This window comes from Saccharothrix espanaensis DSM 44229 (assembly GCF_000328705.1).
GTDB classification, from domain to species: Bacteria; Actinomycetota; Actinomycetes; order Mycobacteriales; family Pseudonocardiaceae; genus Actinosynnema; species Actinosynnema espanaense.
Genome location: NC_019673.1, coordinates 645,391 through 668,024, shown reverse-complemented (window position 1 = coordinate 668,024; position 22,634 = coordinate 645,391). Strand labels below are relative to the sequence as shown.

26 protein-coding genes and 1 tRNA gene are annotated in these 22,634 nt (G+C 72.2%); 11 read left to right on the top strand and 16 right to left on the bottom strand.

Annotation, left to right across the window (positions count from 1 at the left end; genetic code table 11):
• Nucleotides 1-66: 66 nt before the first annotated feature.
• Genes BN6_RS03250 through BN6_RS03235 form a run of 4 tightly spaced genes read right to left on the bottom strand, consistent with a single transcriptional unit; the run spans nucleotide 67 to nucleotide 3,003 of the window.
• The gene (locus tag BN6_RS03250) at nucleotides 67-684 is read right to left on the bottom strand and encodes a trimeric intracellular cation channel family protein (protein WP_015098101.1); all 618 of its coding nucleotides are present in this window, start codon (nucleotides 682-684) and stop codon (nucleotides 67-69) included.
• Nucleotides 685-717: 33 nt separating this feature from the next.
• A complete protein-coding gene (locus BN6_RS03245; protein WP_015098100.1) occupies nucleotides 718-1,851 on the bottom strand; it encodes a GNAT family N-acetyltransferase in 1,134 nt (377 codons plus the stop codon).
• Between the two features lie 10 nt (nucleotides 1,852-1,861).
• The gene (locus BN6_RS03240; protein ID WP_015098099.1) at nucleotides 1,862-2,686 is read right to left on the bottom strand and encodes a 3-hydroxyacyl-CoA dehydrogenase family protein; all 825 of its coding nucleotides are present in this window, start codon (nucleotides 2,684-2,686) and stop codon (nucleotides 1,862-1,864) included.
• A complete protein-coding gene (locus tag BN6_RS03235) occupies nucleotides 2,683-3,003 on the bottom strand; it encodes an EthD family reductase (RefSeq protein WP_015098098.1) in 321 nt (106 codons plus the stop codon). Before BN6_RS03235 ends, BN6_RS03240 begins: the two co-directional genes overlap by 4 nt.
• A 55-nt stretch (nucleotides 3,004-3,058) precedes the next feature.
• On the opposite strand from BN6_RS03235, the gene BN6_RS03230 reads away from it, so the two are divergent.
• Entirely contained in the window at nucleotides 3,059-3,703 is a 645-nt protein-coding gene (locus tag BN6_RS03230) for a histidine phosphatase family protein (protein WP_015098097.1), read from the top strand.
• Between the two features lie 60 nt (nucleotides 3,704-3,763).
• On the opposite strand, the gene rpmF is transcribed toward BN6_RS03230, so the two are convergent.
• From rpmF to mrf, 3 genes are read right to left on the bottom strand one after another with little or no spacing between them, the layout of a single operon-like run.
• Nucleotides 3,764-3,925 carry a 50S ribosomal protein L32 gene (gene rpmF / locus BN6_RS03225; protein ID WP_015098096.1) on the bottom strand — a complete coding sequence of 54 codons (162 nt, stop codon included), beginning with the start codon at nucleotides 3,923-3,925 and terminating at the stop codon, nucleotides 3,764-3,766.
• Nucleotides 3,925-4,170 carry a type B 50S ribosomal protein L31 gene (locus tag BN6_RS03220; protein ID WP_015098095.1) on the bottom strand — a complete coding sequence of 82 codons (246 nt, stop codon included), beginning with the start codon at nucleotides 4,168-4,170 and terminating at the stop codon, nucleotides 3,925-3,927. The genes rpmF and BN6_RS03220 overlap by 1 nt, the downstream gene beginning before the upstream one ends.
• The gene (mrf, locus tag BN6_RS03215; protein ID WP_015098094.1) at nucleotides 4,167-5,219 is read right to left on the bottom strand and encodes a ribosome hibernation factor-recruiting GTPase MRF; all 1,053 of its coding nucleotides are present in this window, start codon (nucleotides 5,217-5,219) and stop codon (nucleotides 4,167-4,169) included. The genes BN6_RS03220 and mrf overlap by 4 nt, the downstream gene beginning before the upstream one ends.
• Nucleotides 5,220-5,269: 50 nt before the next feature.
• Here mrf and rpmB point away from each other — a divergent pair, with 50 nt between their 5' ends.
• The 4 genes from rpmB to rpsR are packed head-to-tail and all read left to right on the top strand — an operon-like array spanning nucleotide 5,270 to nucleotide 6,215.
• Nucleotides 5,270-5,509 (top strand): 50S ribosomal protein L28, encoded by a 240-nt coding sequence (gene rpmB, locus BN6_RS03210; RefSeq protein ID WP_015098093.1) that lies wholly within the window; start codon nucleotides 5,270-5,272, stop codon nucleotides 5,507-5,509.
• Nucleotides 5,509-5,676 (top strand): 50S ribosomal protein L33, encoded by a 168-nt coding sequence (gene rpmG, locus BN6_RS03205; protein ID WP_015098092.1) that lies wholly within the window; start codon nucleotides 5,509-5,511, stop codon nucleotides 5,674-5,676. Before rpmB ends, rpmG begins: the two co-directional genes overlap by 1 nt.
• Nucleotides 5,676-5,972, top strand: a complete 297-nt coding sequence (gene rpsN / locus BN6_RS03200; RefSeq protein WP_015098091.1) for a 30S ribosomal protein S14 — start codon at nucleotides 5,676-5,678, stop codon at nucleotides 5,970-5,972. Before rpmG ends, rpsN begins: the two co-directional genes overlap by 1 nt.
• Nucleotides 5,973-5,981: 9 nt before the next feature.
• Nucleotides 5,982-6,215: a 30S ribosomal protein S18 gene (rpsR, locus tag BN6_RS03195; RefSeq protein WP_015098090.1), complete on the top strand. Its 234-nt coding sequence runs from the start codon at nucleotides 5,982-5,984 to the stop codon at nucleotides 6,213-6,215.
• On the opposite strand, the gene BN6_RS03190 is transcribed toward rpsR, so the two are convergent.
• Nucleotides 6,163-6,420: a hypothetical protein gene (locus BN6_RS03190; RefSeq protein ID WP_148302719.1), complete on the bottom strand. Its 258-nt coding sequence runs from the start codon at nucleotides 6,418-6,420 to the stop codon at nucleotides 6,163-6,165. The two genes, rpsR and BN6_RS03190, sit on opposite strands and share 53 nt — an antisense overlap.
• A 150-nt stretch (nucleotides 6,421-6,570) precedes the next feature.
• Between BN6_RS03190 and bluB the strand changes: the two genes are divergently transcribed.
• Both bluB and BN6_RS03180 read left to right on the top strand, forming a co-directional pair.
• Nucleotides 6,571-7,203 (top strand): 5,6-dimethylbenzimidazole synthase, encoded by a 633-nt coding sequence (gene bluB, locus BN6_RS03185; protein WP_015098088.1) that lies wholly within the window; start codon nucleotides 6,571-6,573, stop codon nucleotides 7,201-7,203.
• 74 nt (nucleotides 7,204-7,277) lie between these two features.
• Nucleotides 7,278-8,762: a GGDEF domain-containing protein gene (locus BN6_RS03180; RefSeq protein WP_015098087.1), complete on the top strand. Its 1,485-nt coding sequence runs from the start codon at nucleotides 7,278-7,280 to the stop codon at nucleotides 8,760-8,762.
• Between the two features lie 346 nt (nucleotides 8,763-9,108).
• On the opposite strand, the gene BN6_RS03175 is transcribed toward BN6_RS03180, so the two are convergent.
• Nucleotides 9,109-9,756, bottom strand: a complete 648-nt coding sequence (locus BN6_RS03175; RefSeq protein WP_015098086.1) for a response regulator — start codon at nucleotides 9,754-9,756, stop codon at nucleotides 9,109-9,111.
• A 550-nt stretch (nucleotides 9,757-10,306) separates the two neighbouring features.
• Between BN6_RS03175 and BN6_RS03170 the strand changes: the two genes are divergently transcribed.
• Nucleotides 10,307-13,537, top strand: coding sequence for a penicillin acylase family protein (locus tag BN6_RS03170; RefSeq protein WP_015098085.1), 3,231 nt, complete (start codon nucleotides 10,307-10,309; stop codon nucleotides 13,535-13,537).
• A 289-nt stretch (nucleotides 13,538-13,826) separates the two neighbouring features.
• Here BN6_RS03170 and BN6_RS03165 read toward each other — a convergent pair whose 3' ends face one another.
• On the bottom strand, nucleotides 13,827-14,615 hold the full coding sequence (locus tag BN6_RS03165; protein ID WP_231904965.1) for a hypothetical protein: 789 nt from the start codon (nucleotides 14,613-14,615) through the stop codon (nucleotides 13,827-13,829).
• A 262-nt stretch (nucleotides 14,616-14,877) separates the two neighbouring features.
• Between BN6_RS03165 and BN6_RS03160 the strand changes: the two genes are divergently transcribed.
• A tRNA-Arg gene (locus tag BN6_RS03160) sits at nucleotides 14,878-14,950 on the top strand.
• Between the two features lie 190 nt (nucleotides 14,951-15,140).
• Here the strand turns inward: BN6_RS03160 and BN6_RS03155 are convergent.
• The 5 genes from BN6_RS03155 to BN6_RS03135 all read right to left on the bottom strand — a co-directional run bounded on the left by BN6_RS03155 (nucleotide 15,141) and on the right by BN6_RS03135 (nucleotide 19,482).
• Entirely contained in the window at nucleotides 15,141-15,404 is a 264-nt protein-coding gene (locus BN6_RS03155) for a hypothetical protein (protein ID WP_015098083.1), read from the bottom strand.
• A 339-nt stretch (nucleotides 15,405-15,743) separates the two neighbouring features.
• A complete protein-coding gene (locus tag BN6_RS47595) occupies nucleotides 15,744-16,685 on the bottom strand; it encodes a hypothetical protein (protein WP_015098082.1) in 942 nt (313 codons plus the stop codon).
• 342 nt (nucleotides 16,686-17,027) lie between these two features.
• Nucleotides 17,028-17,921 (bottom strand): dioxygenase family protein, encoded by an 894-nt coding sequence (locus tag BN6_RS03145; RefSeq protein ID WP_015098081.1) that lies wholly within the window; start codon nucleotides 17,919-17,921, stop codon nucleotides 17,028-17,030.
• Nucleotides 17,922-17,957: 36 nt separating this feature from the next.
• A complete protein-coding gene (locus tag BN6_RS03140; protein WP_015098080.1) occupies nucleotides 17,958-18,959 on the bottom strand; it encodes a helix-turn-helix transcriptional regulator in 1,002 nt (333 codons plus the stop codon).
• 157 nt (nucleotides 18,960-19,116) lie between these two features.
• Nucleotides 19,117-19,482 (bottom strand): helix-turn-helix domain-containing protein, encoded by a 366-nt coding sequence (locus BN6_RS03135; protein WP_015098079.1) that lies wholly within the window; start codon nucleotides 19,480-19,482, stop codon nucleotides 19,117-19,119.
• 158 nt (nucleotides 19,483-19,640) lie between these two features.
• Between BN6_RS03135 and BN6_RS03130 the strand changes: the two genes are divergently transcribed.
• Nucleotides 19,641-19,880, top strand: a complete 240-nt coding sequence (locus BN6_RS03130) for a hypothetical protein (RefSeq protein ID WP_015098078.1) — start codon at nucleotides 19,641-19,643, stop codon at nucleotides 19,878-19,880.
• Between the two features lie 163 nt (nucleotides 19,881-20,043).
• On the top strand, nucleotides 20,044-20,904 hold the full coding sequence (locus BN6_RS03125; RefSeq protein WP_015098077.1) for a tetratricopeptide repeat protein: 861 nt from the start codon (nucleotides 20,044-20,046) through the stop codon (nucleotides 20,902-20,904).
• An 89-nt stretch (nucleotides 20,905-20,993) separates the two neighbouring features.
• On the opposite strand, the gene BN6_RS03120 is transcribed toward BN6_RS03125, so the two are convergent.
• Nucleotides 20,994-22,172 carry a Fic family protein gene (locus tag BN6_RS03120; RefSeq protein ID WP_015098076.1) on the bottom strand — a complete coding sequence of 393 codons (1,179 nt, stop codon included), beginning with the start codon at nucleotides 22,170-22,172 and terminating at the stop codon, nucleotides 20,994-20,996.
• Between the last annotated feature and the right edge of the window lie 462 nt (nucleotides 22,173-22,634).

Genomic DNA, 22,634 nt, shown 5'->3' with positions numbered 1-22,634 from the left:
GCGGTGTGAGCCGGCCGTCAAGTTCCCGAGCCGTCCCGTGTGGCGAGCGGTCGGGTTCCCGGGCGGTCACGTTTCCGGGTGGTCGAGTTTCCGGGCGATCGGGGCGTTCCACTTCCGCCACAGTGCCAGTATCCGGACGCCGGCGATGAGGACGGAGCCGGTCAGCGTCACCAGGCCTTCGGGGAACCCCAGCCAGTCACCCACCGCGACGATCACCGCGCCGCCGAGTGCCGCCACCGCGTAGATCTCCCGGCGCAGGACCAGCGGGATCTCCCGCAGCAGCACGTCCCGCAGCGCGCCGCCGCCGATCCCGGTGGTCATGCCCACCAGGCACGCCGCGTACGGGGGCGAGCCCAGGGCGAGCGCGGTGGACGTGCCGGCGGTGACGAACACCCCGAGGCCGACCGCGTCCAGCAGCAACACGGACCGGCGAAGTTTGGACACGGTCGGGTGAAACCAGAACACGACCAGTCCGGTGCCCCCCGCGACCGCGAGGTACGGCCAGTTCACCAGGGCCGCCGGTGGGTGCACGCCGAGCAGCACGTCCCGGATCGTCCCGCCGCCCAGCGCGGTGGTCAGCGCGAGCACGATCACGCCGAACAGGTCCAGCCGGGCGCGCACCGCCGCCAGCGCCCCGGACGCGGCGAACGCGGCGATGCCGATCAGGTCGAGGACGGTCAGCACGGGCGGTCCGCAGCGGTGGTCACGCCGGGCAGGCTAGAAGAAGTCCGCCAGCCGGGGCACGCCCGGCGCGCCGGTCAGCCGGTCGAGGAGCGCGGCGTCACCGTCCAGCAGGCCGGCGCGGCGCAGCGCGTGGCTGTCCTGCATCCCGCTGAACCACGGCCCGAGCGCCCGCGCGCGCAGCCGCACCGCGCCGGACCCGCCCGGCTCGACGCGCACCGCGCCGTCCTCCACGACCAGCCGCTGCCGGCCCGCGTGCCACGGGGCGTGCTCGTCGTGCACCTCCAGGTCGACGGCGGCGGGCTTGAGCCACCGGGCGGCGGGCCAGCCGCGCGCGGCGACGGCGGCGGGCAGGTCGACCACCCGCAGCAGCCACTGGGAGGTGTGCGTGGTGTACCGGATGCCCTGGTTGGTCAGCAGCCCGGTGACGGCCGGGTCGACCACCCGCAGCGTGAGCTGGTCGAGCAGGCCGCTCCACGACCGCAGGCCGCCCAGCAGGCCGAGCTGGGTCTCGACGTCCCGGCCGATCAGGTCGAGCACGCGCAGGCCCTCGCGGTCGCGCTCGGCGGTCAGGTAGCCGCGCACCTCGCCGTCGTGGCCGGGCACCACCGAGACGACGTCGAGGTCGAGCACCTCGGCGAGGTCGATCGCGGGTGCCGACCGGTCCAGCAGGCCGTTCACGGTGCCGGCGACGTCGTTGTAGCAGGCGTGGATGCCCGGCAGGTCGTCCGCGACGGCCGGGCGCGCGGCGAGCCTCGGGCCGGTGGCCACCCGGTCCAGGGTGAGGTCCAGCCGCTCGAACACGCCGGCGCGCTCCCAGCCGCGCGAGCGGTAGAGCGCGGGGACCGTGGCGTAGAGCGCCGACAGCGGCTGCCCGTGCTCGCGCAGGTCGGCCAGCACCCGGTCGAGCAGGCCGGTGGCGACGCCCCGGCCGCGCGCGTACGGGTCGACGGCGACGCCGCCGATGCCGCCCATCGGCACCGGCGCGCCGCCGTGGTACTGGTGGAACTCGTGGATGGTCAGCGCCCCGGCCGGGCGGCCGTCGAGTTCGGCGACGAGGCCCCGCCTGCCGGGCCGCAGCGGGTTGCCCTCGGCCGTGTCGCCGAACGCGACCTTGCGCAGCCCGCGGACGGTGTCGGCGTCGTGGTCGGTCTGTTCCCTGATCAGCACGACGTCCTGCTTACCAGGTGAAGAAGCCCTGCCCGGTCTTGCGGCCGAGCTCGCCGCGGGCCACCTTCTCGCGCAGCAGCGCGGGCGGCTCGAAGCGCGGGCCCAGCTCGGCGGCCAGGTGCTCGGCGATGGCCAGCCGCACGTCGAGGCCGACCAGGTCGGTGAGCCGCAGCGGGCCCATCGGCCAGCCGTAGCCCAGGCGCATCCCGGTGTCGATGTCCTCGGCGGAGGCGACGCCCTCGGCCAGCATCCGGATCGCCTCCATGCCGACCGCGACGCCCAGCCGCGAGGTGGCGAAGCCGGGCGCGTCCCGGACCTCGATCACCGTCTTGCCCAGCTGCTCGGCCCACCTGCGCGCCTTGGCCAGCACGGCGGGGTCGAGCCGGTCGTGGTGGACGAGCTCGATCAGCTTCTGCACCGGGACGGGGTTGAAGAAGTGCATCCCGAGCACCCGCTCGGCGGGCAGCCCCTCGGCCAGCTCGGCGATCGACAGGGACGAGGTGTTGGACGCCAGCACCGCGTCCGGGCACGCGTGTGCGGCGGCTGTCAGGACGCGGCGCTTGAGGTCGACGTCCTCGGGCACGGCCTCGATCACCAGCTCCGCGGGCACGTCGGCCAGCTGCTCGACCACGGTCAGCGCGCGCAGCAGCTCCTCCGGGTCGCGGTCGAGCTTGCCGCGCTCGACGGCGACGGCCAGCGACTTGGCCACGGCGTCGCGCGCGGCGGCGGCCCGCTGCGCGCCGGACTCGGCGAGCACCACCTCGTGCCCGCCGGCGAGCAGCAGGTGCGCGATGCCCGCGCCCATCGTGCCGCCGCCGATCACCACGGTGATCATCCCTCGACGACCTCCGCCGCGAACATGGCGACCAGGTCCATGCCGCCGATCTCGGTCAGGTTCGCGCCGGCGGCCTGCCACTCCGGGGAGGCGAAGGCGGCCTTGAGGGCCTGCTCGGACTCGAAGTACATCTCGGCCACGAGGTGCGGCTCCTGCTCACCCAGGAAACCGGGCACGAACACCCGGCTGACCTTGGCGACCTCGGCCCGCAGCAGGCCGGGGGTCTTGGCCGCGATCGGCAGGTGGGAGGCGAAGTACGCCTCGTCGAACGCCTCGGCGTCCGCGGGTTTCCGGTACAGCGCGATGTACTTGATCATGTGACACCTTCCGTCCGGTTTCGCCGCCGGACTGTAACACCGGCACGATGGCGGGGTGCGGATCATCCTGCTGCGCCACGGGCAGAGCCTGGGCAACGTCGACGAACTGGCCTACTGCCGGGTACCCGATCACGCCCTGCCCCTCACCCCGCGCGGCGAACAAGAGGCGGCCGACGCCGGGCCCCGGATCAAAGCCCTGGTCGGCGGGCGTCCGGTGGCGGTGTACGTGAGCCCGTACGTGCGGACCCGGGCGACCCTGCGCGGGCTGGACCTCGGGGAGCAGGCGGAGCGGGTGGTCGCCGAGCCCCGGCTGCGCGAGCAGGACTGGGGCAACCTGCAGGACCCGGTGCAGCAGGAGGTGCTCAAGCACCAGCGGCACGCGTTCGGCCACTTCTTCTTCCGGCTGCCCAACGGCGAGTCGGGGGCCGACGTGGACGACCGGCTGGCGGCGTTCCTGGTCGACCTGGAGACCAGGATGGCCCGCGACGGCCACCCGGCCACCGCCCTGGTCGTGTCGCACGGGCTGACCATCCGGCTGCTGTGCCGGCGGCTGTTCGGGTGGAGCATCGAGCTGTTCGAGTCGCTGTCGAACCTGGAGACCTGCGAGCACCGCGTGCTCACCCACGACGGCACGCGCTGGCACCTCGACCGGCCGTTCACCCAGTGGCGCGACTCCCCGGACGGCGACACCCAGACCTGAGCCTGGCCGGCCCTGACTCGGGCGAGGCCAAGCCAGGGCGGGGCCGGGGCCGGGGCGGCGCTAGGCCAGGCCCCGCCGGTAGGCCGCGACGAGCCGCCGGGGCACCAGCAGCCGGCGGCCGTCCGGGGTGGTCACCGGCACCAGGTCCGGCGGGGTCGCCTTCCAGCGCGCCCGGCGGTGCCGGGTGTTGCTCCGCGAGGTCCTGCGCTTCGGGACGGCCATCAGCGCTTCCCGTAGCGGCGGTGGAACTTCTCGACGCGCCCGGCGGTGTCCACGACCCGCCGGTCTCCGGTCCAGAACGGGTGCGAGTCAGCCGTCACGTCGACCGCGATCAGCGGGTAGGTGTTGCCGTCGGACCACCGCGTGGTCCGGTCCGAGGTCGCGGTCGAGCGGGTCAGGAACGACCGCCCGGTGGCCGAGTCCTGGAACACCACCGGGTGGTAGTCGGGGTGGATGCCGTGCTTCACAGTTCCTCCATCTCGTGCCGTTCGGCGAACGGGTCGGCGAACTCCAGCTCGTCCGCCAGGTCCAGCTCCTCGTCGGTGACGAGCGCGGCGCGCAGCCGTGCCTCGATCTCGTCGGGGGATGCGCGGTGGATGATCGCGACCAGCTCCTGCGAGCGGTCGCCGAAGCGGGGGTGCCAGTCGACGGCGGCGGACGCGCGCCGCTCACCGTCCACATCGGACCAGTCGGCCGACGCCGCGAGCCACGGGCCGGCCGCGCCGACGTGCAGGCCGCCGCCGGCGGATTCCAACCACAGGGCCGAATCCGGTTGGCTCACCACCCAGATGCGGCCGCGGGCGCGCACCACCCCGTCGAGCAGCACGTCCACCGCGTCGTGCAACCGCATGGGGTGGAACGGCCGCCGCGCGGTGAAGTGCACCAGCGACACCCCGCCGGCCGGCTCCAGCGGCGGCTGCCCGCGCAGCAGCGGGCCGAACGCCTGGCCGTGCCGCCGCACGACCGGCGGCAACTGCGCACCGACCGTGGAAACCCTTGGCACACCGGGGGAAAGTCGGTCCAGTACAGCTTCCACGACCGGGTCGCGCGGTCCGCGCAGCACGAGCAGGTCGGCGAACTCGGCCTGCCCCACCACGACCTGGGCGACGGTCCGGTCGTCCCCCGGCACCCCGATCCCGCGCTCGCCGAGCGTCTCGTCGCCGGAGACGTCGGCCAGCCAGGTCGTCGGGTCGACGGCGGTCACCACGGACTCGACCCGGATCCCGTGCGGCGCGAGCGCCAGGCACACCGCCTCCGGCTCCAGCGCCGGGTCCAGGTCCACGACCACGCGCCCGGTCAACGTGCGCAGCAGCGGCACCAGGTCCAGCCGCAGCGTGCAGGACACGCAGCCGTGCGCGAGTTCGAGCACGGCCAGCGTCCCGTCGACCCACCGGCGAACCACGCCTTGGCCCAGGTCACGCAGGTCGTGGCGGACCAGCGCGGACCCGGGCGAGGCCCGCCACAGCTCCTCGGCGACGCCCTGCCCACCCGCCACCAGAACGACAACGGTTTCCATGTGGGCTACAGTAGATGAAAACGGTTGTCGTTTCAAAAAGGAGTTCCACCGTGTCCGCACACCACTGCCGGCTGACCGGGCGCGCACCCGGCTTCGGCAAGCGGGTCTCGCACTCGAACCGCCGCACGTCGCGGCGCTGGCTGCCCAACACCCAGCGCCGCCGCTACTGGCTGGCCGCCGAGAACCGGTACGTCACCCTGACCCTGTCCACCAAGGCGATCAAGACCGTGGACCGGCGCGGGATCGCGTCCGTGGTCGCGCAGCTGCGCGCCCGGGGGGAGAAGGTCTGATGGGCAGGGCGAACGACGTCCGGCCGGTGATCAAGCTCCGCTCGACCGCCGGCACCGGCTTCACCTACGTGACCCGCAAGAACCGCCGCAACGACCCGGACCGCCTGGTGCTGCGCAAGTTCGACCCGGTGGTCCGCCGGCACGTCGACTTCCGCGAGGAGCGCTGATGGCCAAGAAGTCCAAGATCGCCAAGGATCGGCAGCGCCGGGAGGTGGTCGCCCGGCACGCCGAGCGCCGGGCCGAGCTCAAGGAGGTCGTCCGCACCGACCCGGACAACCGCGCGGACGCGCAACGCGCGCTGCGACGCCTCCCCCGCGACGCGAGCCCGACCCGGCTGCGCAACCGGGACGCCGTGGACGGTCGGCCACGCGGCTTCTTCCGCGCGTTCGGGCTGTCCCGGCTGAGGTTGCGGGAACTCGCGCACAACGGCGAGCTGCCCGGCGTCCGCAAGTCGAGCTGGTAGGAGGACCCCGTGCCCAAGCCCGAACGCCGGCCCAAGCGCCGGGTCAACCTCCTGCGCAAGGAGGGTCTGACCACTGTGGACTGGAAGGACGCCGTGCTGCTGCGCCAGTTCATCTCCGACCGGGGCAAGATCCGGTCCCGCCGGGTCACCGGCCTGACGCCGCGGCAACAGCGGCAGGTCGCGACCGCGATCAAGAACGCGCGGGAGATGGCGCTGCTGCCCTACCCCGCGCAATCCCGCTGAGCGAGGCGGTGCCGGCCGCCGCCAGCACCGCCAGCGCGGTCCAGTCCAGCACGAGCGAGCCCTGCGAGGACACCACGAAGCTGGCGTAGAGGCCCCAGCACTGCACGACGGTGAGCGCGGCGCCCAGCGGTGTGGTCACCAGCGACACCGCCAGCACCACCAGGGCGAGCACGGCGAGCGCCACCAGCGGCCAGTGACCCGACACGACAGTCGCGGCCACACCCCCGGTGAAGCCCAAAGCGGATCCCGGCGCGGTTCCGATCCTCGGCATGGCCGACCATTCAACGCCCCGTTGAGACCGACGCCACCGCACAGCGGCAGAGTTCACCGGATCGCGTGAGGCACGATCCTCCGAATGAGCTTCTACGACGTGCTGCACCGCCGCCGGGACACCAGGGGCGAGTTCACCGGCGCCCCGATCCCGGCCGACGTGCTGCGCCGCGTGCTCGCCGCGGCGCACGCGGCCCCGAGCGTCGGGCTGTCCCAGCCGTGGGACTTCATCCTGGTGCGCGACGAGCACACCCGCCGGGCGTTCCGCGACCACGTGCTGGCCGAGCGCAGCGTGTTCGCCGCCGAGCTGGACGCCGAGCGCGCCACGACGTTCGCCCGGATCAAGGTGGAGGGCATCCTCGAGGCCACGCTCGGCGTGGTCGTCACCTACGACCCGGACCGGGGCGCGCCCGCCGTGCTGGGCCGGCACGCCATCGCCGACGCGGGCCTGTACTCGGTGTGCCTGGCCATCGAGAACCTGTGGCTCGCGGCCACCGCCGAGGGGCTGGGCGTGGGCTGGGTCAGCTTCTACCGCGAGGACGCCCTGCGCCGCCTGCTCGACGTGCCGCCCGCCGTGCGCCCGGTGGCGTGGCTGTGCCTCGGGCCGGTCGACGCCCTCCCCGACACCCCCGACCTGGAGCGCCACGGCTGGCGCAACCGGCTCCCGCTCGACGACGTGCTGCACGAGGAGCGGTACACGCGGCGCCCGTCCCGGTAGCCTGTGGGGGCCGTGCCGCTGGCGGGCGGGCCCGCGTACCCGTCCCGCCGAGTCGGAATGGAGTGTCAGCACGAGTGGAGCAGCGAGATCCGCTGGTAGCGGTGCCCCGACTGGACCTCGAGGTCAAGGCGTTGCTGAACGCTGGCCGCCTGGCGGAGGCGAACACCCTGTTCGACCAGGTGGTGAGCCGGACCCCGCCCGGCGCGGACCGCTGGGTGCGCTCGGCGGTGCTGGTCAACCGGGCGAAGCTGGCGTGGCGGCTGGGCCGCATCCCGCTGGCGCTGGAGCTGGCCGCCGAGGGCTGGACCGACCTGGACGCCGAGCACGCCGACAGCCCGGCGGCCGCGCAGGCCATGCACGCCCTGGCCTACCTGCTGGAGGGCATCGGCAACCGGCGGGCCGCGGTGGACATGCTGCGGCTGTCGGTGCAGGTGGCCCGCCGGGCGAACGTGCCCGAGGTGCTCGGCCACTGCCTGCAGGGCCTGGGCGGCACGCTGAACTTCCGCGCCATCTCCTCGCCGCCGGAGGCCGCGCCGGCCATCTTCGCCGAGGCCCGCGACCATCTGCGGGAGGGCCTCGACCTGGCCCGCGACCCGCGGATGCGGCTGGCGCTGATGGGCGCGTACAGCCGGTCGCTGGCCGGGGTCGGCGACCTCGACGCCGCCGAGCGGGCCGCCACCGAGACCTTGCGCCAGGCCACCGAGGTGGGCGACAAGTGGGCGCTGGCGGTGGCCGACTGGGTGCTCGCGGTGGTCCACCGGGACCAGGACGACCTGGTCGAGGCGCGCACGCTGGCCAGCCGCGCGGTGGCCGCCGCCGAGGCGATCAACGACACGTCGCTGCTGCTGCGGTTCTCGCTGGACCTGGCCGACATCTGCGCCCGGATGAACGACCCGGTGGGCGAGTCGGCGGCGCTGCGCTGCTCGGTCGCCGCCGGGCGGACGGCCACCGAGACCCTCCAGGAAGGACTCGCCCAGGCGTTGGAGCAGCGCCGGGTCGCGGTGCAGGCGCAGCGGCTGGCGGTGGCGGCGCAGGAGGCCGCCGCGCGCGACCCGTTGACGGGCCTGGCGAACCGGCTGGGTCTGGAACGGGCGGCGGCCGGGCTGCTGGAGAGCACCGCCGCGCGCGGCCGGGTGCCGTGGCTGGTGCTGGTCGACGTGGACTGGTTCAAGGGCGTCAACGACGACGCCGGGCACGCGGCGGGTGACGCGGCGCTGCGCGAGATCGCCCAGCTCCTGCGCCGCGAGTGCCGGGCGGACGACCTGGTCGCGCGGTGGGCGGGCGACGAGTTCGTGGTGCTGCTCGGTGACGCCGGCGGCGGCGGGCAGGACGTCGGCCCGACCGTGGCGGAGCGGATCCGCGCGGCGGTCGACGGGCACGACTGGACGCTGGTGCTGGGCACGATCCGGCGACCGACGGTGAGCATCGGCGTGGCGGCCGGGCCCGCCAAGCTCGACCAGCTCTTCGCCGCCGCGGACATGGCGCTCTACCGGGCCAAGCGGCACGGCCGCAACCGGGTCGAGGTCGAGCCGTCGGCGGAAATCGTCACCGGCGGGTGAAACCGCCCGGTGCGCCCGGAAACCGGCGACCGCGCGAAAACGACGACCGTGCGTGACCGTTTCGGACGTGGCGGCGGGGTGCCACGAATGTGATCGCGTTCCATAACGGCGAAATGATTGCGCCGGGTAACCGGAATTGCGGCCGCCACCGACCGCGACCATTTCCTGAAACAGTTTCAGGTTCGCCCGGTGGCCATTATCCCAGCGGGTACCGACATCGGGGCCGGAGCGCCCCCGGGCCTTATCGTCCCACGGGGGACCGACAATTCCCGGGGAGCGCCCCGAACCTGGCTCAGGCGACCGCCGCCCTCAGGCGATCAGGCCGCCGTCAGGCGATAGGCCACCGTCAGGCGATCAGGCCGCCCCGGAAGGCGACCAGGGCCGCCTGGACCCGGTTGACCGCGCCGATCTTGCCCAGGACCGAGGACACGTAACCCTTCACGGTGGCCTCGGACAGGTGCAGCGTGCCACCGATCTCGGCGTTGGACATGCCCTGTCCGATGAGGACGAGCACCTCCCGCTCGCGCTCGGACAGCGACGCCAGCAGCCGCCGGGCGGGTTCCGCCGCCCGCTCGCCGTCCGCCACCGCCGCCAGCACCCGTGCCGCGACGCCGGGGTCCAGCACGGCCCCGCCGACGGCCAGGTCGCGCACCGCGCGCACGAGCTGCTCCGGTTCGGTGTCCTTCAACAAGAAGCCCGACGCGCCCAGCCGCAGCGCCTCGGACACGTATTCGTCCACGTCGAACGTGGTGAGCATGGCGATCTTCGGCGGGTCCGGTATGGCGCGCAACCTGCGCAGCGCCATCAGCCCGTCCGAGGACCGCATCCTGATGTCGAGCAGCACGACGTGCGGGCGGTGCTGGCGGGCCAAGTCGGCCACCAGGTGCCCGTCGTCGCATTCGGCCACAACTTCGATGTCGCCGGCGCTGCTGAGGATCATGCGAAGGCCGGACCGGACGAGGTCTTCGTCGTCGGCCAGCATCACCTTGATCACGACGCCTCCCCGCGTTGGCGTTTCGTGTTCGTACCCGCCCAGCATCGCGCACGAACACGCAAGCTGACGTTAATTCACCGTTATCTCACCATGGAACAGCTCCGGAACAGCCTGTTCACAGTTGCCAGGAAATACCGGCTGCGGGCGGTGGACCCGCGCAACTTCCTGGCGCGTATGCGGCAACAGGGCGCAGGGCTTGTCGCCCGGACAGCGTTCAGCGCGCTGGTCGTCACGGCCGAAGCCGGCCATCGGCGGGATGCCGTACTGGGCGCGGTCGTTTGCGTTCACGTACGACGCGCGCGTTCACCGGTGAACGTGGTCGCGCGGACCTGGCGGCACGGGTGCGGACCGATCGGCACAGTCCCGGATGGACAGGACGGGCGATCGGCGCGGCCTGGATCGGCGGCGGTGCGTCACCGATCCGGGACACACGGTCAACAGGCAACGCCCGGCGCGGGTCACCCGCACGCTTAACGCGAAGCTCTTTCGTGAATTCGTACTTGTGAGTAACGTGCGTCACAGGAACCCTGCCCGGAAGGAGCTTCGCGTCATGCGGAGAGCCGCCCTGCGGACGTCAGCCGCGTCCCTGGCCGTGGTCGCCCTGATCACCACGGCCGTCACCACCCCCGCCACCCCCGCCGCCTCGTCCACCACCCCCGCCGCCTTGTCCGCCGCCTCGCCGAAGACCACCGCGTTCACCCCGGACGACCACTGCCTGGGCCAGTGCCACGACGTGCTGCCGCCCGGCCAGAACGGCAACGCCACGCTCGCCGAGATCCTGGCCCACAAGGCGCTGGGAACCCGCCCGGCGCACTCCGCCGACCAGCTCGACAAGTACGACGCCCTGGTCTCCGGCCACCCCGGCCTGACCAACGACCAGCTCGGCACCTTCTTCAACGACGCGTCCTTCGGCGTGCCCGCCGACCAGGTCGAGAGCACGATCAAGCCGCGCGCCGACGTGACGATCGTCCGCGACAAGACCCTGGGCATGCCGCACGTCTACGGCACCACCCGCTCGGGGACCGAGTTCGGCGCGGGCTACGCCGCCGCGCAGGACCGGTTGTGGCTGATGGACCTGTTCCGCCACCTCGGGCGCGGGCAGCTCAGCGGCTTCGCCGGCGGCGCCGAGGGCAACCGGGCGCTGGAGCAGAGCTTCTTCGGCCAGATCCCGTACACCGAGGCCGACCTCCAGCGGCAGATCGACCAGGTCGCCACGCAGGGGCCGCGCGGGCGGCAGGCGTTGCAGGACGTGACCGACTACATCGCCGGCATCAATGCCTACCTCACCGCGTCGGTGAACGGCCGGTACTTCCCCGGCGAGTACGTGCTGACCGGGCACGCCGACGCGATCACCAACCGCAACGACATCCAGCCGTTCAAGACCACCGACCTGGTCGCCATCGCGGCCGTGGTCGGCGGGCTGTTCGGCGCGGGTGGCGGCGGCGAGGTGCAGAACGCCCTGGTGAAGCTGGCCGCGCAGAACAAGTACGGCGCGGAGGTCGGCGACCGGGTGTGGCGGTCGTTCCGGGAGCAGAACGACCCGGAGTCCGTGCTCACCCTGCACGACGGGCAGCGCTTCCCGTACGCGTCGACACCGTCGTCCCCGCTGGGCGTGGCGCTGCCGGACGGCGGCGTGGTGACCCCGGAGAAGATGGTCCACGACGCCACCACCACCACGTCGTCCACTGTGGACGTTCCGGAAGAACTCCGTGCGGTGCAGGGGATCTTCAAGGACGGCGTGCTGCCGGCCGACCTGTTGGCGAAGAAGCACGGCATGTCGAACGCGCTGGCCGTGTCCGGCGCGCACACCGACACCGGCAACCCGATCGCCGTGTGGGGACCGCAGACCGGCTACTTCGCACCACAGCTGCTGATGCTCCAGGAGCTCAACGGGCCCGGCATCCGGGCGCGCGGCGTGTCGTTCGCGGGCGTGAGCATGTACGTGCAGCTAGGGCGTGGTCTGGACTACTCGTGGAGCGCGACCTCGGCAGGCCAGGACATCACCGACACGTACGCCGTCGAACTGTGCGAGCCCGACGGCTCCCCCGCGACGGCCGCGTCGACGCACTACCGGTTCCGCTCGGAATGCCTTGCCATGGAACGGATCGAGCGCAAGAACGCGTGGAAGCCGACGGTCGCCGACCCGACGCCCGCAGGCTCGTACACGCTGGTGGTGCACCGCACCGAGTACGGGCTCGTGCAGAGCCGTGCGCAAGTCGGCGGCAAGCACGTGGCGTACACGTCGCTGCGGTCGACGTACCTGCACGAGGTGGACTCGATCGTCGGGTTCCAGGAGTTCAACGACCCGGACGCGATCCGCTCCGCGCAGGACTTCCAGCGCGCCGCCGAGCACATCGGGTACGCGTTCAACTGGTTCTACGCCGACGCCGCGGACACCGCGTACTTCAACTCCGGCGCCAACCCGGTGCGCGCACCCCACGTCGACCCGAACCTGCCGATCAAGGCGGAGCAGGCCAACGAGTGGCAGGGCTGGAACCCGGACGGCAACACCGCGTCCTACACGCCGTTCGCGCAGCACCCGAACTCGGTGAACCAGGACTACTACATCTCGTGGAACAACAAGCAGGCGCTGGACTACTCGGCGTCGGGCTACGGCAACGGGTCCGTGCACCGGGGCGACCTGCTCGACGACCGGGTGCGCGCGCTGGTGGCCGGCGGGCAGAAGGTGACCCGGACGTCGTTGACCCAGGCGATGGCGTCGGCCGCGGTGGCCGACCTGCGCGCGGAGCAGGTGCTGCCGGAGCTGTTGCGGGTCATCGACAGCGCGGCGGTGACCGACCCGGTGTCGGCGGCGGCCGTGGCGAAACTGCGTGAGTGGCAACGTTCCGGGTCGTTGCGGAAGGAGACTTCCCGTGGCAGCAAGGCATACGCGCACGCCGAAGCGATCCGCCTGCTGGACGCGTGGTGGCCGCTGCTGGTCCGCGCGCAGTTCCAGCCCGGCCTCGGCGACGCGCTGTACACGCAGTTGACGCACGCCGTGCAGGTGGACGAACCGCCGTCCGACACGCACGGAGCCGCGCCGCACAAGGGTTCCGCGTTCCAGCACGGCTGGTGGAGCTACGTCGACAAGGACCTGCGTTCGGTGCTCGGGGAGGACGTCGCCGGGCCGTTGGGCGCGAAGTACTGCGGCGGCGGGAACCTCGGCGCGTGCCGCCAAGTCCTGCTGGACAGCCTCACCCAGGCCGCGGCCGTGCCCGCGACCACGACCTACCCCGGTGACGCGTCCTGCGCGGCGGGCGACCAGTGGTGCGCCGACACGATCGTCCACCGCGCCATGGGCGGCATCACCCAGGACAGGATCCACTGGCAGAACCGGCCCACCTACCAACAGGTCGTCCAGTTCCCCTCCCGGCGCGGGACGAACCTGGCCAACCTCGCGTCCGGCGCGACGGCGACAGCAAGCAGCCATGAGCGTGGCTGGCACAACTCGCCGCCCGCGAACGCCGTGGACGGCAAGCCGGACACCAGGTGGGCCAGCGACTGGAGCGACCCGCAGTGGCTCCAGGTGGACCTGGGGGCGTCGCGGACCGTCGGCCGGGTGGTGCTGAACTGGGAAGCGGCCCATGCCACGTCATACCGGATCGAAGTATCACCCGATGGCACGCACTGGCGTGAAGTTTTCACGACCGGTGCGGGCAATGGCGGGCAGGACCTGGTGACGTTCACTCCAACCGCCGCACGATTCGTACGAATGACCGGTATCCAACGCGCCACGGGTTACGGATACTCGCTGTACGAGCTTGAGGTCTACGTCACGTAGGCCGGTCCGCAGGAAGACCCCGGTCCACCCCCAGGGACCGGGGTCTTCCGCCTTTCCAAGCCCCGCAACACATCCCCCGGGCTCGGGCCCGTCGCCGCCAGCGAAAGAGATTTCGGTCGCAACCTTTGAATGGTGTCCCGAATCCCGTTCCGGCACAGTCGGTTCGCCGTCAGCCGCCGTCAGCCGCCGTCAGCCGCCGTCAGCCGCCGTCAGCCGCCGTCAGTCGCCGTCGGTTCCGCCCTCGGTTCCGCCGTCGACTTCCCCGCTCGGCGGGCTTTCTGCCGCGCCCTCAGGTCAGCGGCTTGACCCCGTTCTGGTGCGGGAGGCCGACCTGCTCGGCGAACTCCGTGGCGACCGAGGCGCCGCCGTAGATGCCGAGGGCCTTGGCCAGGTGCAGCCGCAGGTCCGTCCGGTGGCCGTCGGACAGCCGCGGCAGGGCGGATTCGAAGCTGGTGACCAGGGTTTCGGCCCAGTGCTGGTCGCGCCGCAGCGAGGCGATCCGGACCAGCTCGGCGAGCTGCTGGGCCAGCCCGATGGCCTGCTCGACCTGGTAGCCGTTGCGGTGCAACCACCAGATGGTCGCGGTGGAGAGGTCGGTGAGCACCTCGTCGCGCAGGTACCGGATCTCGGCGCGCTCGGCGTCGCGCTCGGCCTGGCGGACCGTGGTGGTCTGGAGGAGCTCGATGTGCTTGCGGGCCATCTCGAGCTCCGTCTCGTCCACCGAGAGCTCGACCCCTTCGGCCCGCGCCCAGACGTGGGTGCCCTCTACTTGCCGTTCGGCGGCCAGCTCGTCGCCGAGCTGGTGCTGCAACGGCGCGTGGTGCACCAGCATGGCGCGCTCGGTGACCTCCTTGGCGCGCCGCACGATGTCGTTGATGGCGGCGCTGCGCGGCACGTTGTGCCGTGCGCCGGTGGTCAGGTCGAGCCGCCAGTGCACAGTGAACCGGGCCCGGAAGTCCAGCCCGTACACGGCACTGGGCAAGGGCGTCTCGAACGCCTGCTGGTGCGACGAGGAGGGAGGCTCGAACGTGAACTCCTCCGCCCGCCGCACCCACCGACGACGCCACCAGGCCCCCATCGCACCCAGGGGTCCGGGCCGGAAATCCGGCCAAGGTCTACCGCTCATGGAAAGTCTTCCGCCGAGTTTCCAACCAGACCCCTCCCTCACTACCCGAACCCCCAACGGGTGTGAAGGTGACCCACACCACTTCCCCCCAACAGCTCAGCCCCACACCCCGGCCACCCCCCGAAATCCGCACGCACAGCAACCCAGCCCGCCACCCAGGTGACCCCACCCACCCCCACCCCCGCCCCACGACACCCGGTACTCTGCCCGGTGCGCCCTCGTAGCTCAGGGGATAGAGCATCGGTTTCCTAAACCGTGTGTCGCAGGTTCGAATCCTGCCGGGGGCACTCACCTTTCGCCGGGTGATGCAGAGCCTCTGACCTCGTAAAACAGGTCAGAGGCTCTTGCTTGTAGCGGCCACTGAGGTCGATCGGCCACTGCGGCCGTGGAGCTACGCGTGGTGCGAACCCCGGCGTAGTCGGCTCCCTTAAGCCCTCATCCGGCACGCGAGAGAAGCCCGCAAGCCTCCAGGAGGTGTCAGCGCTCGCTGGAAGCGTTGGCGAAGATGACGGCGGGGATCCCGAAACCCAGCACGAGGCTGATGCCCGCGAACACCTGGATGGCCTGGTCGTGGTTGCCGGTGGCCCACAGCAACCCGATGCCGCCGAGGATGAGCACGGCGACCGGGGTGATGCAGATGACCGCACGGCGGTAGCTGCACCACCAGGTGCAGTTACCAGGCCGGGTGTGCTGGCACAACGGCTGGCCGCGCATGTCGTGCGGCAATTGGGCGGCGCTCACATCGACGCTCCGCAGAACTGGCAGGTCGACCTGCCGGGCACGCTGGACCGCGCGTGCCTGCCGTCAGGAGAGAAGGGGCACTCCGGAGCAGCGCCGACCGCCGCCTCCACGAGACCGCGCGCCGCCCGGCGCAAGCGCCCCACCGTGCGGCTACGGCGCCCAGCGACCCTTCGCGTACCAACCTCCATGCCGCCAGTGTGCAGGACCGACCCGGCCCCGCGTTGCTGGGATACGGGTGACGTTGCCGCAAACTGGTCCCTCGTCAGGGTGATGGTTGCGGAGGCCGCCCTCGAGCCGCTGCACCACCTGGTCCGCCCCTCGGGAACGTCCGCTAGCGGCTCACTCGCAGGCGATGCCGTCCTTGTCGTTGCCGTCCAAGCCGTACACGTCCGGTCCTAGGACCTGGATGGGACCGCGCACGTACGCGGGGCCGTTGCCGCTGCCGCCAGCGCAGTCGACGTCCGATGCGATGGGTACGCAGCCGCTGTAGTTGGGGTGGCAGGTGGGGTCGGCGACCGGTGGGGCGGGCGGCGGAGCGGCCTGTTCGGTCGTCTGCTTCACGGCTGGCGGCTGCGTCGTCTGGGGTGGGGGCGGGGGTGCGGGTACGGCCGTCGTGGTGGTCGTGGTGGTGGTGGTCGTCGTTGTGGTCGTCGTGGTGGTGGTGGTTGGGGCCACGGTGGTGGTGGTTGTGGTGGGGGCCGTGGTGGTCAGCTTTGCGGCAGGGGTTTTGGGGGTGCCTGCGTTCGCTATGGCCGCTATGAACAACACCACGGCGACGGCTGCGGCGGCGATCCACGCGGGACGGTGCTTCGTGAACCGTGACGTGCGGACCGGCATCGGGTGAGGCGTCGTCTGGTGCAGGACCGGCTGGTGGATGGCCGTCGGTGGTCCGGTGGGCGGGTCGAGCGGGAGGGTCAGGTTGCCCTCGTGGGGCAGGCGGAGGACGACCTCGGCACCCCGGACGCCGGCCTGGATCACGGCTTCGCAGCCGGTGCGGCTGCCACGGGCGTTGAGCTGGACCAACAGCGGCGCGTACCGCTGGGACATCATGTGGGTCAGTTCGCCGACGCGCCGACCGTCCAACCTCACCTCGATGGCGCGCTCGCCCCGGTACTTGCCGGTCGAGATCGTGCACCAGGCTAACTCCACCGCCACGTGCCTGCGCATCCCCGGCGCGACCGGGTACCGGGACAGTTCGGCCTGGTGGTCCTCCTCGCGGGTGACGGTGACCGCCGTTTCGGCACCCAGCATCACCAGCCCGTGGGGCGAGTTCTCGATCACGGCACGCTCCAGACGCTCAGGACCTTTGGTCTGAGCATCGGCGGACCGGGGGACGACCGTTACGTCCGGACCACGACGAGGTAACGGCCGAGGGCCGACCACGGCGGACGGGGAGTCGGGACGCCCGGTTCGGACACGACGCCGAGGGGGCAGAGCGACGTAGCGGGAAAGTCCATTGTGGACGCAAGACATCCACCGAAATGCGGAAGGCCCTCGGACGTCTCCGAGGGCCTTCCGGGACTGGGCGGGACGGCTGTCGCCGTCTCCTTTGGCGCGACGCCGGGACTGCTGCCGATGGCAGGGTCAGGCGCGATCGGTTACCGGGTCGCGCGGGCAGTCAGATCAGCCGACGCGCCACAGGGCGGGCACGTTCGGCGGCTCCCAGCCGGCCTGGGCGGTGTGCGCCTGCTGGCACACGTAGCTGACGCCGCCGTAGGTCACCTTGGTGCCGGCGGTGTAGGGCGTGCCCGCCGCCCACGTGCCACCGGGGGGAACCGTGGTGGTCGTCGTGGGGCCGGTCGGCTCGGTGGTCGTCGTCGTGGACGTCGGCCGGGTGGTGGTGGTCGTCTGCTGGATGTTGAGCACGAAGTCGTACTGACCCTCGCGACCCGTCCCTACGTTGCGCATCGTCATGAGGAGGCGCGGGTCGTAGATGGTGTCGGTGTTGTTGCGCGGCTCACCGGGGAAGTAGAGCTGGGTGGTGAGCACGCGGCCGCCGGGGGCCTGCACCTTGACGTGGATGTGCCGGGTGCGGCCGGGGTAGAGGCCGGGCACGATCGTGGCCAGGGTGAACTTGCCCGACGCGTCGGTGAACTGGTGGCCGCGGAACTTGAAGCCGGTGTTGTCGTACACACCGTTGTTGTCCGCCTGCCAGAAGTCCAGCAGCACGTTCGCGATCGGCTGGCAGCGCAGCCCGAAGACGAAGCCGGTGACGGTGAGGCGGGTGCCGACCGTGCCCGCGTCGACCAGCGACGAGCGCCGCGGCGAGTTCGGCTTGAAGTACGGCCCCTCGGTCTGCGCCGGGGTCGGGTCGTCGCCGTCGTCGCACTGCGGGGTGGGTTCGAGCTGGCCGCCCGTGCTGGGGATCGTGCGAGCCAGAGCGGGCACACCCATCAGCGCGGCGGGCACCGCGACGCCGGCCGCGAGGGCGGCGCGCAGGACCGGCCTGCGGCTGAAGTTCCGGGAATCAGGCGATTCCTCGGTCGTGCTCTGGTCGCCGTCCGTAGGCGTGTCCATGCCTGCTCCTCGTGGGGGATGGGCGGTCTCGGGAATTCATAACGAACCTATGGAGACGCTTCGGCGCGGACGATGGACTGGGGCGGTAGTTCGTGGTGTATCTCGTGGTCGGTCATAACTGTGAACGGCGTCACCCGTCGTGGCGCCGCGCACATCCCCCGTGCGGCGGAAGTCGCCGGGGCTGACGCCGGTCTCGCGGCGGAAGAAGCGGCAGAAGTAGGCCGGGTCGGCGAACCCCACCCGGCCCGCGATCTGCCGCACGGTCAGGTCTGTTCGGGCGAGCAGCCGCTTGGCCTCGCTGGCCCGCGCCTCGCGCACGAGTTCGGACGGGGTGCGGCCGGTCGCCGCCTTCACCGCCTCGGTGAGGTAGCCCGGGGTGACGCCGATCCGCTCGGCGTAGGCCCGCACCGACCACAGGTCGACGTCGGGCCGGCCCGCGAGGCGGGCGAACTCCTCGGCCACCGCGCCGGTCCGGGCGGGCGGGGACGCGCTCGGCGTCTCCGGCAGCCGGGCCGCGCGCACGATCAGCACGTGCAGCAGGGACCTCAGCACCGACTCGACGCCCTCGGCGCGTTCCCGGTACTCCTGGTCCAGCTCGCGGACCAGCGCGGACAGGCCGGCGTGGGTGTCGTCCTCGAGGGTGAGCCAGGGCCGTTCGCTCAGCCGCCGCAGCAGTTCGCGGTCGCCGGGGTGGTCGATGAGGAAGTCGTCGGTGAACAGGATGACGAACCCCTCCAACGCCCGGGTGTCGGCCCAGTGGTGCACCTGGCCCGGCGCGATGGCGCACAGGTGGGGCGGGCGCAGTTCCCAGCGGGCCAGGTCCACGACGTGGGTGCCGACGCCTCCCGTGACGAGCACGATCTCGTGGAAGGTGTGCCGGTGCGGGAAGTTCGCGCTCGACATCGGCCCGATCGAGTCGAACGTGCCGATGGCGAACGGCAGGGCGTTGGGCACCGGCACCTCCAACCGGTGCATCGGCAGCTCACCCACCCGCGGCGTCTGGCAGGGCGTCCCCGGTAACACGGTGGTGCCACGCATTTTTCGTCCTTTCGCCACCGGACCGAAGGTCCAGACCAATCGTTGGTGAAAACACGATGGCATGACGGAGGCCAACGCGGAACACACCACGGGCCGCGGGTGTCTCCGTGCCTGGTGGGGCGTCCGGCTGGCGGACGGCCGGCGTCTCGAACCGCGCTCACCCGGTGTGAGTGTTCTTCGGATCGACCCGGTCGGCGGGTCGGCGGCCCATCCGCCGGCGGAGTTCGGCGACCAGCTCCTCGTCGCTCAGCCGGGCCGGGTCCGGCCGGGCCTCGCGCAGCTTCGCCTCCTGCGGGGTGAGCAGGCCGGCGGCGACCATCACCTCCAGCGGGCCGGCCCCGAACAGGCTCGCCACCGCCCGCGCCGACTCCAGCGACGCCTTGCCGCCGCGCTTCCAGTCCGACAGCCGGCTGCGGTCCACGCCCGCGCCGCGGGCCAGGTCGCCGGTCGTCAGACCCCGGCTCGCCAGGTTCTCCTCCAGGTACCGCCACCACGGGGACGGGACGTTCTCGGGTTCGCTCATGCACCGATGTTAGGCGCGTGCACGCAACGTCCGCAACGCACCCCCAACCCTTCCCACCTCCGCCGACCGTCGCGGCCGCCGTTGCTCACAGGCAACCGCACTAGAGTTGGGTGCACATGACGGACGTCCGGTGCGCACACATGACAGCGGAGGCGGCGATGCCGAAGACCATCAGGCTGCGCGCGCAGGCCTTCGCCAAGGCCGCGCTGCTGGCGGGGTTCAGCTCGGACTACGCGCTGGCCAAGGCCATGGAGGTGAACCGCTCGACGGTCGCCCGGGTGCTCAGCGGGGAGCTGCGGCCGGGGCCGGCGTTCATCGGCGGCGCGCTCGCCGCGCTGGCCCCGATGCAGTTCGACGACCTCTTCGAGGTGGTGTCGCGGACCGGGCGGGATGACTGAGCGTCACCCGCGAAGAGACAACTTGGCGGTGCCCACCAGTCACCCGATTGGTGGACACTGATGATCATCGGAGACGGATGGGCGGCGCGACCCGATGTGACCAGTGGCCGGCACACGACGGCCGGTCGACGCCCGCGCAGCGGACCGGGAAGGACGGCGGCAGGTGAGCGAGCACGGCAGGCGGTTGCTGCGGGACGTGCTGCGCGCGCGGCACGCCCTCGGCCACGACGTCCCGGATCCCGGGCCGCCGAACGGACCACTGCCCCTGGAGGACGCCGACGACGTGCGGCGGTGGTTCGCCGAGCACCGCGACGAGGTGATCGCCGCGGTGCGGGTCGGCGACGAGACGGCTCTCGACCTGCTGGCCCACGCGTGGCGCGCGCTGCCCCCGGACGCCGACGGCCGGTGGCCGCTGGAGCTCTACGACCGCACCGCACCGCTGGCCGCCGCGCTGCCGGCGTCCAGACCGCTCGCCGCGGCGCTGCGGGCCGGCGCGGAGGTGCTGCGGGCCCGGGGGTCGCTGCGCCCGGCCGCTGCGCTCGGGATGCGCGAACTGGCCATCTGGCGGCACCTGGACGACCCGGAGCCGACCGTGGGCGCCCTGGACGCCCTGGCGGCGACCTACCGCGCCCAGGGCCGGCTGCACCGGGTCGTCGGCTGCGCGGACGAGGTGCTCGAACTGCGCATCCTGCACGGCGGCCCGCACGACGTCGCCCGCGCGCTGGCCCACCTGGGCACGCTGATGATCGAGGCGGGCCGGCTCGACACCGCAGTGAACTACCTGACCCGCGCGGACAAGGCGTTCGACGACGGGCCCGCCGAGGACCGCGCCCGCACGCAGGTGCTGCTGGGCCGCGCGCTGTGGCTCTCCGGCGACGAGGGCGCGGGCCGGCGGCGGCTGCGCCGCGTGCTGCCCGACCTCGCCGAGCGGGACGCGCGGGCCGTGCGGGGGTGGCTCGATCTGCCCGCCGGGTCAGTTCCGGAGCAGGGCCACCAGGAGCTGGATCAGCAGCCCGACGCCTAGCTTCGCCCAAGGAGTGAAGCGGGGACGGGATTCGCGGCGGTGCCGGCCGCGACGGGGTGGAGTGCTCATGTGGGTTCTCTCCGCGAGGGTCAGGGCAGGGCCGTGGTGTCCGGGTTGTCCACGAGCAGGCGCAGCACGTCCCGGCACACGAACACCCGCCGGTAGTCGCGGGAGTCCCACGGGACCAGGATCCCGCGCTGCACCAGCCGGCGGGTGAGGTCGGTGGCGGCCTTAGTGGTCACTTCGTGCCGTTCGCGCAGCGCCCGGTGGTCGACCACCGGGAAGCCGATCAGGTTCGCCGCCACCTCGGGCAGCGCGCCGGTGCGCGGCAGCAGCCGGGCGTACCGCTCGGCCAGCTCCTCCAGGTGGCCGATCAGCCGCAGCTGCGCCAGCGCCTGGTCGCGGACGGCGCAGGCGAAGAACTCCACCCAGTGGTGCACCTGGCCGGTGTCGACCACCGCGCGGATCTCCTCCTGGTACTCGGGCAGCGTGTCGTCCAGCCACACCGACAGCGGCAGGAGCTGGTCGCGCAGCAGGCCGCAGCGCACCATCTCCAGCATCGAGAACGCCCGCGCCACGTGCCCGTTGGCGGCCGGGAACGGTTGCAGCACTTCGAGTTGGTAGTGCGCGAGCGCGATCTTGGCGATCCTCGGCTGCTCGTGCTCCTCGCGCACCCACGTGTCCCACTGCTCAAGCTGCGCGACGAGGTGCGCGCCGGTCGCCGTCAACAGGTACGCGCGTTCGCGGTCGAGGCCGAGCACACCGGGTTCGTCGCGCAGCACCTCGCGCGGGCCTGCTTCGGGGCGGCCGACCATGATCGCGGCCAGCCGGCCGATCAGCTCGGCGTCAACCGGGGCCCCGGCGCGGACGCGCCCGATGCCGTGGTCGTAGGCGGCCAGGTGGGGCGCGAGCAGCTGGGCCGGGGCGGACCGGTCGGTCGGCGGGTCCCCCCGGGCGGCCAGGAGGTCGGCGGCGAGCGCCTCGCGCAGCCCGATCGCGGTCCCGGTGAGCCCGGCGGACGCCTGCGCGTCGCGCACCTGGGTGGCCCGGACCAGGCCGGACCTGACCCGCAGCCGGTCGGCGGCCTCGTCGAGCCGGCCCAGGGCGTGCTCGGCCTCGGCCACCAGGCGGTAGGTCGCCACGGGCTGCGGCAGGTGGGACGGCAGCGGGGGCGGCAGGTACGCGCCTTCGCGCCGGCGGTGCTCGGGGATGCCCGGGATCACGGGGACCGGTGCCCACTGCCCTGGCGGCAGGGGAGGGACGTTCATGGCGTGCAGCCTCCACCAAGTGAAGCGAATGCGCAATGCGCTTCAACTCTGCGATCAAGAGATCAATGACCGGAATTGGTCATTCACCGATCCGACCGGTTGCAACGATTCCTCGGCCACCCCGGTTATAGCCCCGGTTATAGCACTGCCGACACCTGGGCGTACCACGGGGAACATTCCGCAGATCTGCGGACGACCATTCGTCGGCCGACTGTTTCCACCCCGGTGCGCGGACCGGCTATTCCACGCAGTGACGCATCGACGTCGCGGGGGCGGACTGCTCCGGGCGGGCGATATCGGCGATCGGTTCCGAACAACCACGAGTGACTCAATTGGTGCCGGCAGTACCCGAGCCACTTCGTCGGCACTGTCGCGTTCGGCCCGGACGGCGTGCTCTACGTCGGTGGCGGCGCCAGTTCCATCTTCGCCGACATGGCCAGGTCGGTAATCCGCGCGCGGACC

What these genes read in the sequence shown, in the direction of transcription:
- rpsN (WP_015098091.1), top strand. Translation starts at nt 5,676, where the DNA reads ATGGCCAAGAAGTCCAAGATCGCCAAGGATCGGCAGCGCCGGGAGGTG.
- bluB (WP_015098088.1), top strand. Translation starts at nt 6,571, where the DNA reads ATGAGCTTCTACGACGTGCTGCACCGCCGCCGGGACACCAGGGGCGAG.
- BN6_RS03170 (WP_015098085.1), top strand. Translation starts at nt 10,307, where the DNA reads ATGCGGAGAGCCGCCCTGCGGACGTCAGCCGCGTCCCTGGCCGTGGTC.
- BN6_RS03130 (WP_015098078.1), top strand. Translation starts at nt 19,641, where the DNA reads ATGCCGAAGACCATCAGGCTGCGCGCGCAGGCCTTCGCCAAGGCCGCG.
- BN6_RS03145 (WP_015098081.1), bottom strand. Translation starts at nt 17,921, where the DNA reads ATGGACACGCCTACGGACGGCGACCAGAGCACGACCGAGGAATCGCCT.
- BN6_RS03120 (WP_015098076.1), bottom strand. Translation starts at nt 22,172, where the DNA reads ATGAACGTCCCTCCCCTGCCGCCAGGGCAGTGGGCACCGGTCCCCGTG.
- BN6_RS03235 (WP_015098098.1), bottom strand. Translation starts at nt 3,003, where the DNA reads ATGATCAAGTACATCGCGCTGTACCGGAAACCCGCGGACGCCGAGGCG.
- BN6_RS03240 (WP_015098099.1), bottom strand. Translation starts at nt 2,686, where the DNA reads ATGATCACCGTGGTGATCGGCGGCGGCACGATGGGCGCGGGCATCGCG.
- BN6_RS03135 (WP_015098079.1), bottom strand. Translation starts at nt 19,482, where the DNA reads ATGAGCGAACCCGAGAACGTCCCGTCCCCGTGGTGGCGGTACCTGGAG.
- mrf (WP_015098094.1), bottom strand. Translation starts at nt 5,219, where the DNA reads ATGGAAACCGTTGTCGTTCTGGTGGCGGGTGGGCAGGGCGTCGCCGAG.
- rpmF (WP_015098096.1), bottom strand. Translation starts at nt 3,925, where the DNA reads ATGGCCGTCCCGAAGCGCAGGACCTCGCGGAGCAACACCCGGCACCGC.
- BN6_RS03140 (WP_015098080.1), bottom strand. Translation starts at nt 18,959, where the DNA reads ATGCGTGGCACCACCGTGTTACCGGGGACGCCCTGCCAGACGCCGCGG.
- BN6_RS03165 (WP_231904965.1), bottom strand. Translation starts at nt 14,615, where the DNA reads ATGGGGGCCTGGTGGCGTCGTCGGTGGGTGCGGCGGGCGGAGGAGTTC.
- rpmG (WP_015098092.1), top strand. Translation starts at nt 5,509, where the DNA reads ATGGGCAGGGCGAACGACGTCCGGCCGGTGATCAAGCTCCGCTCGACC.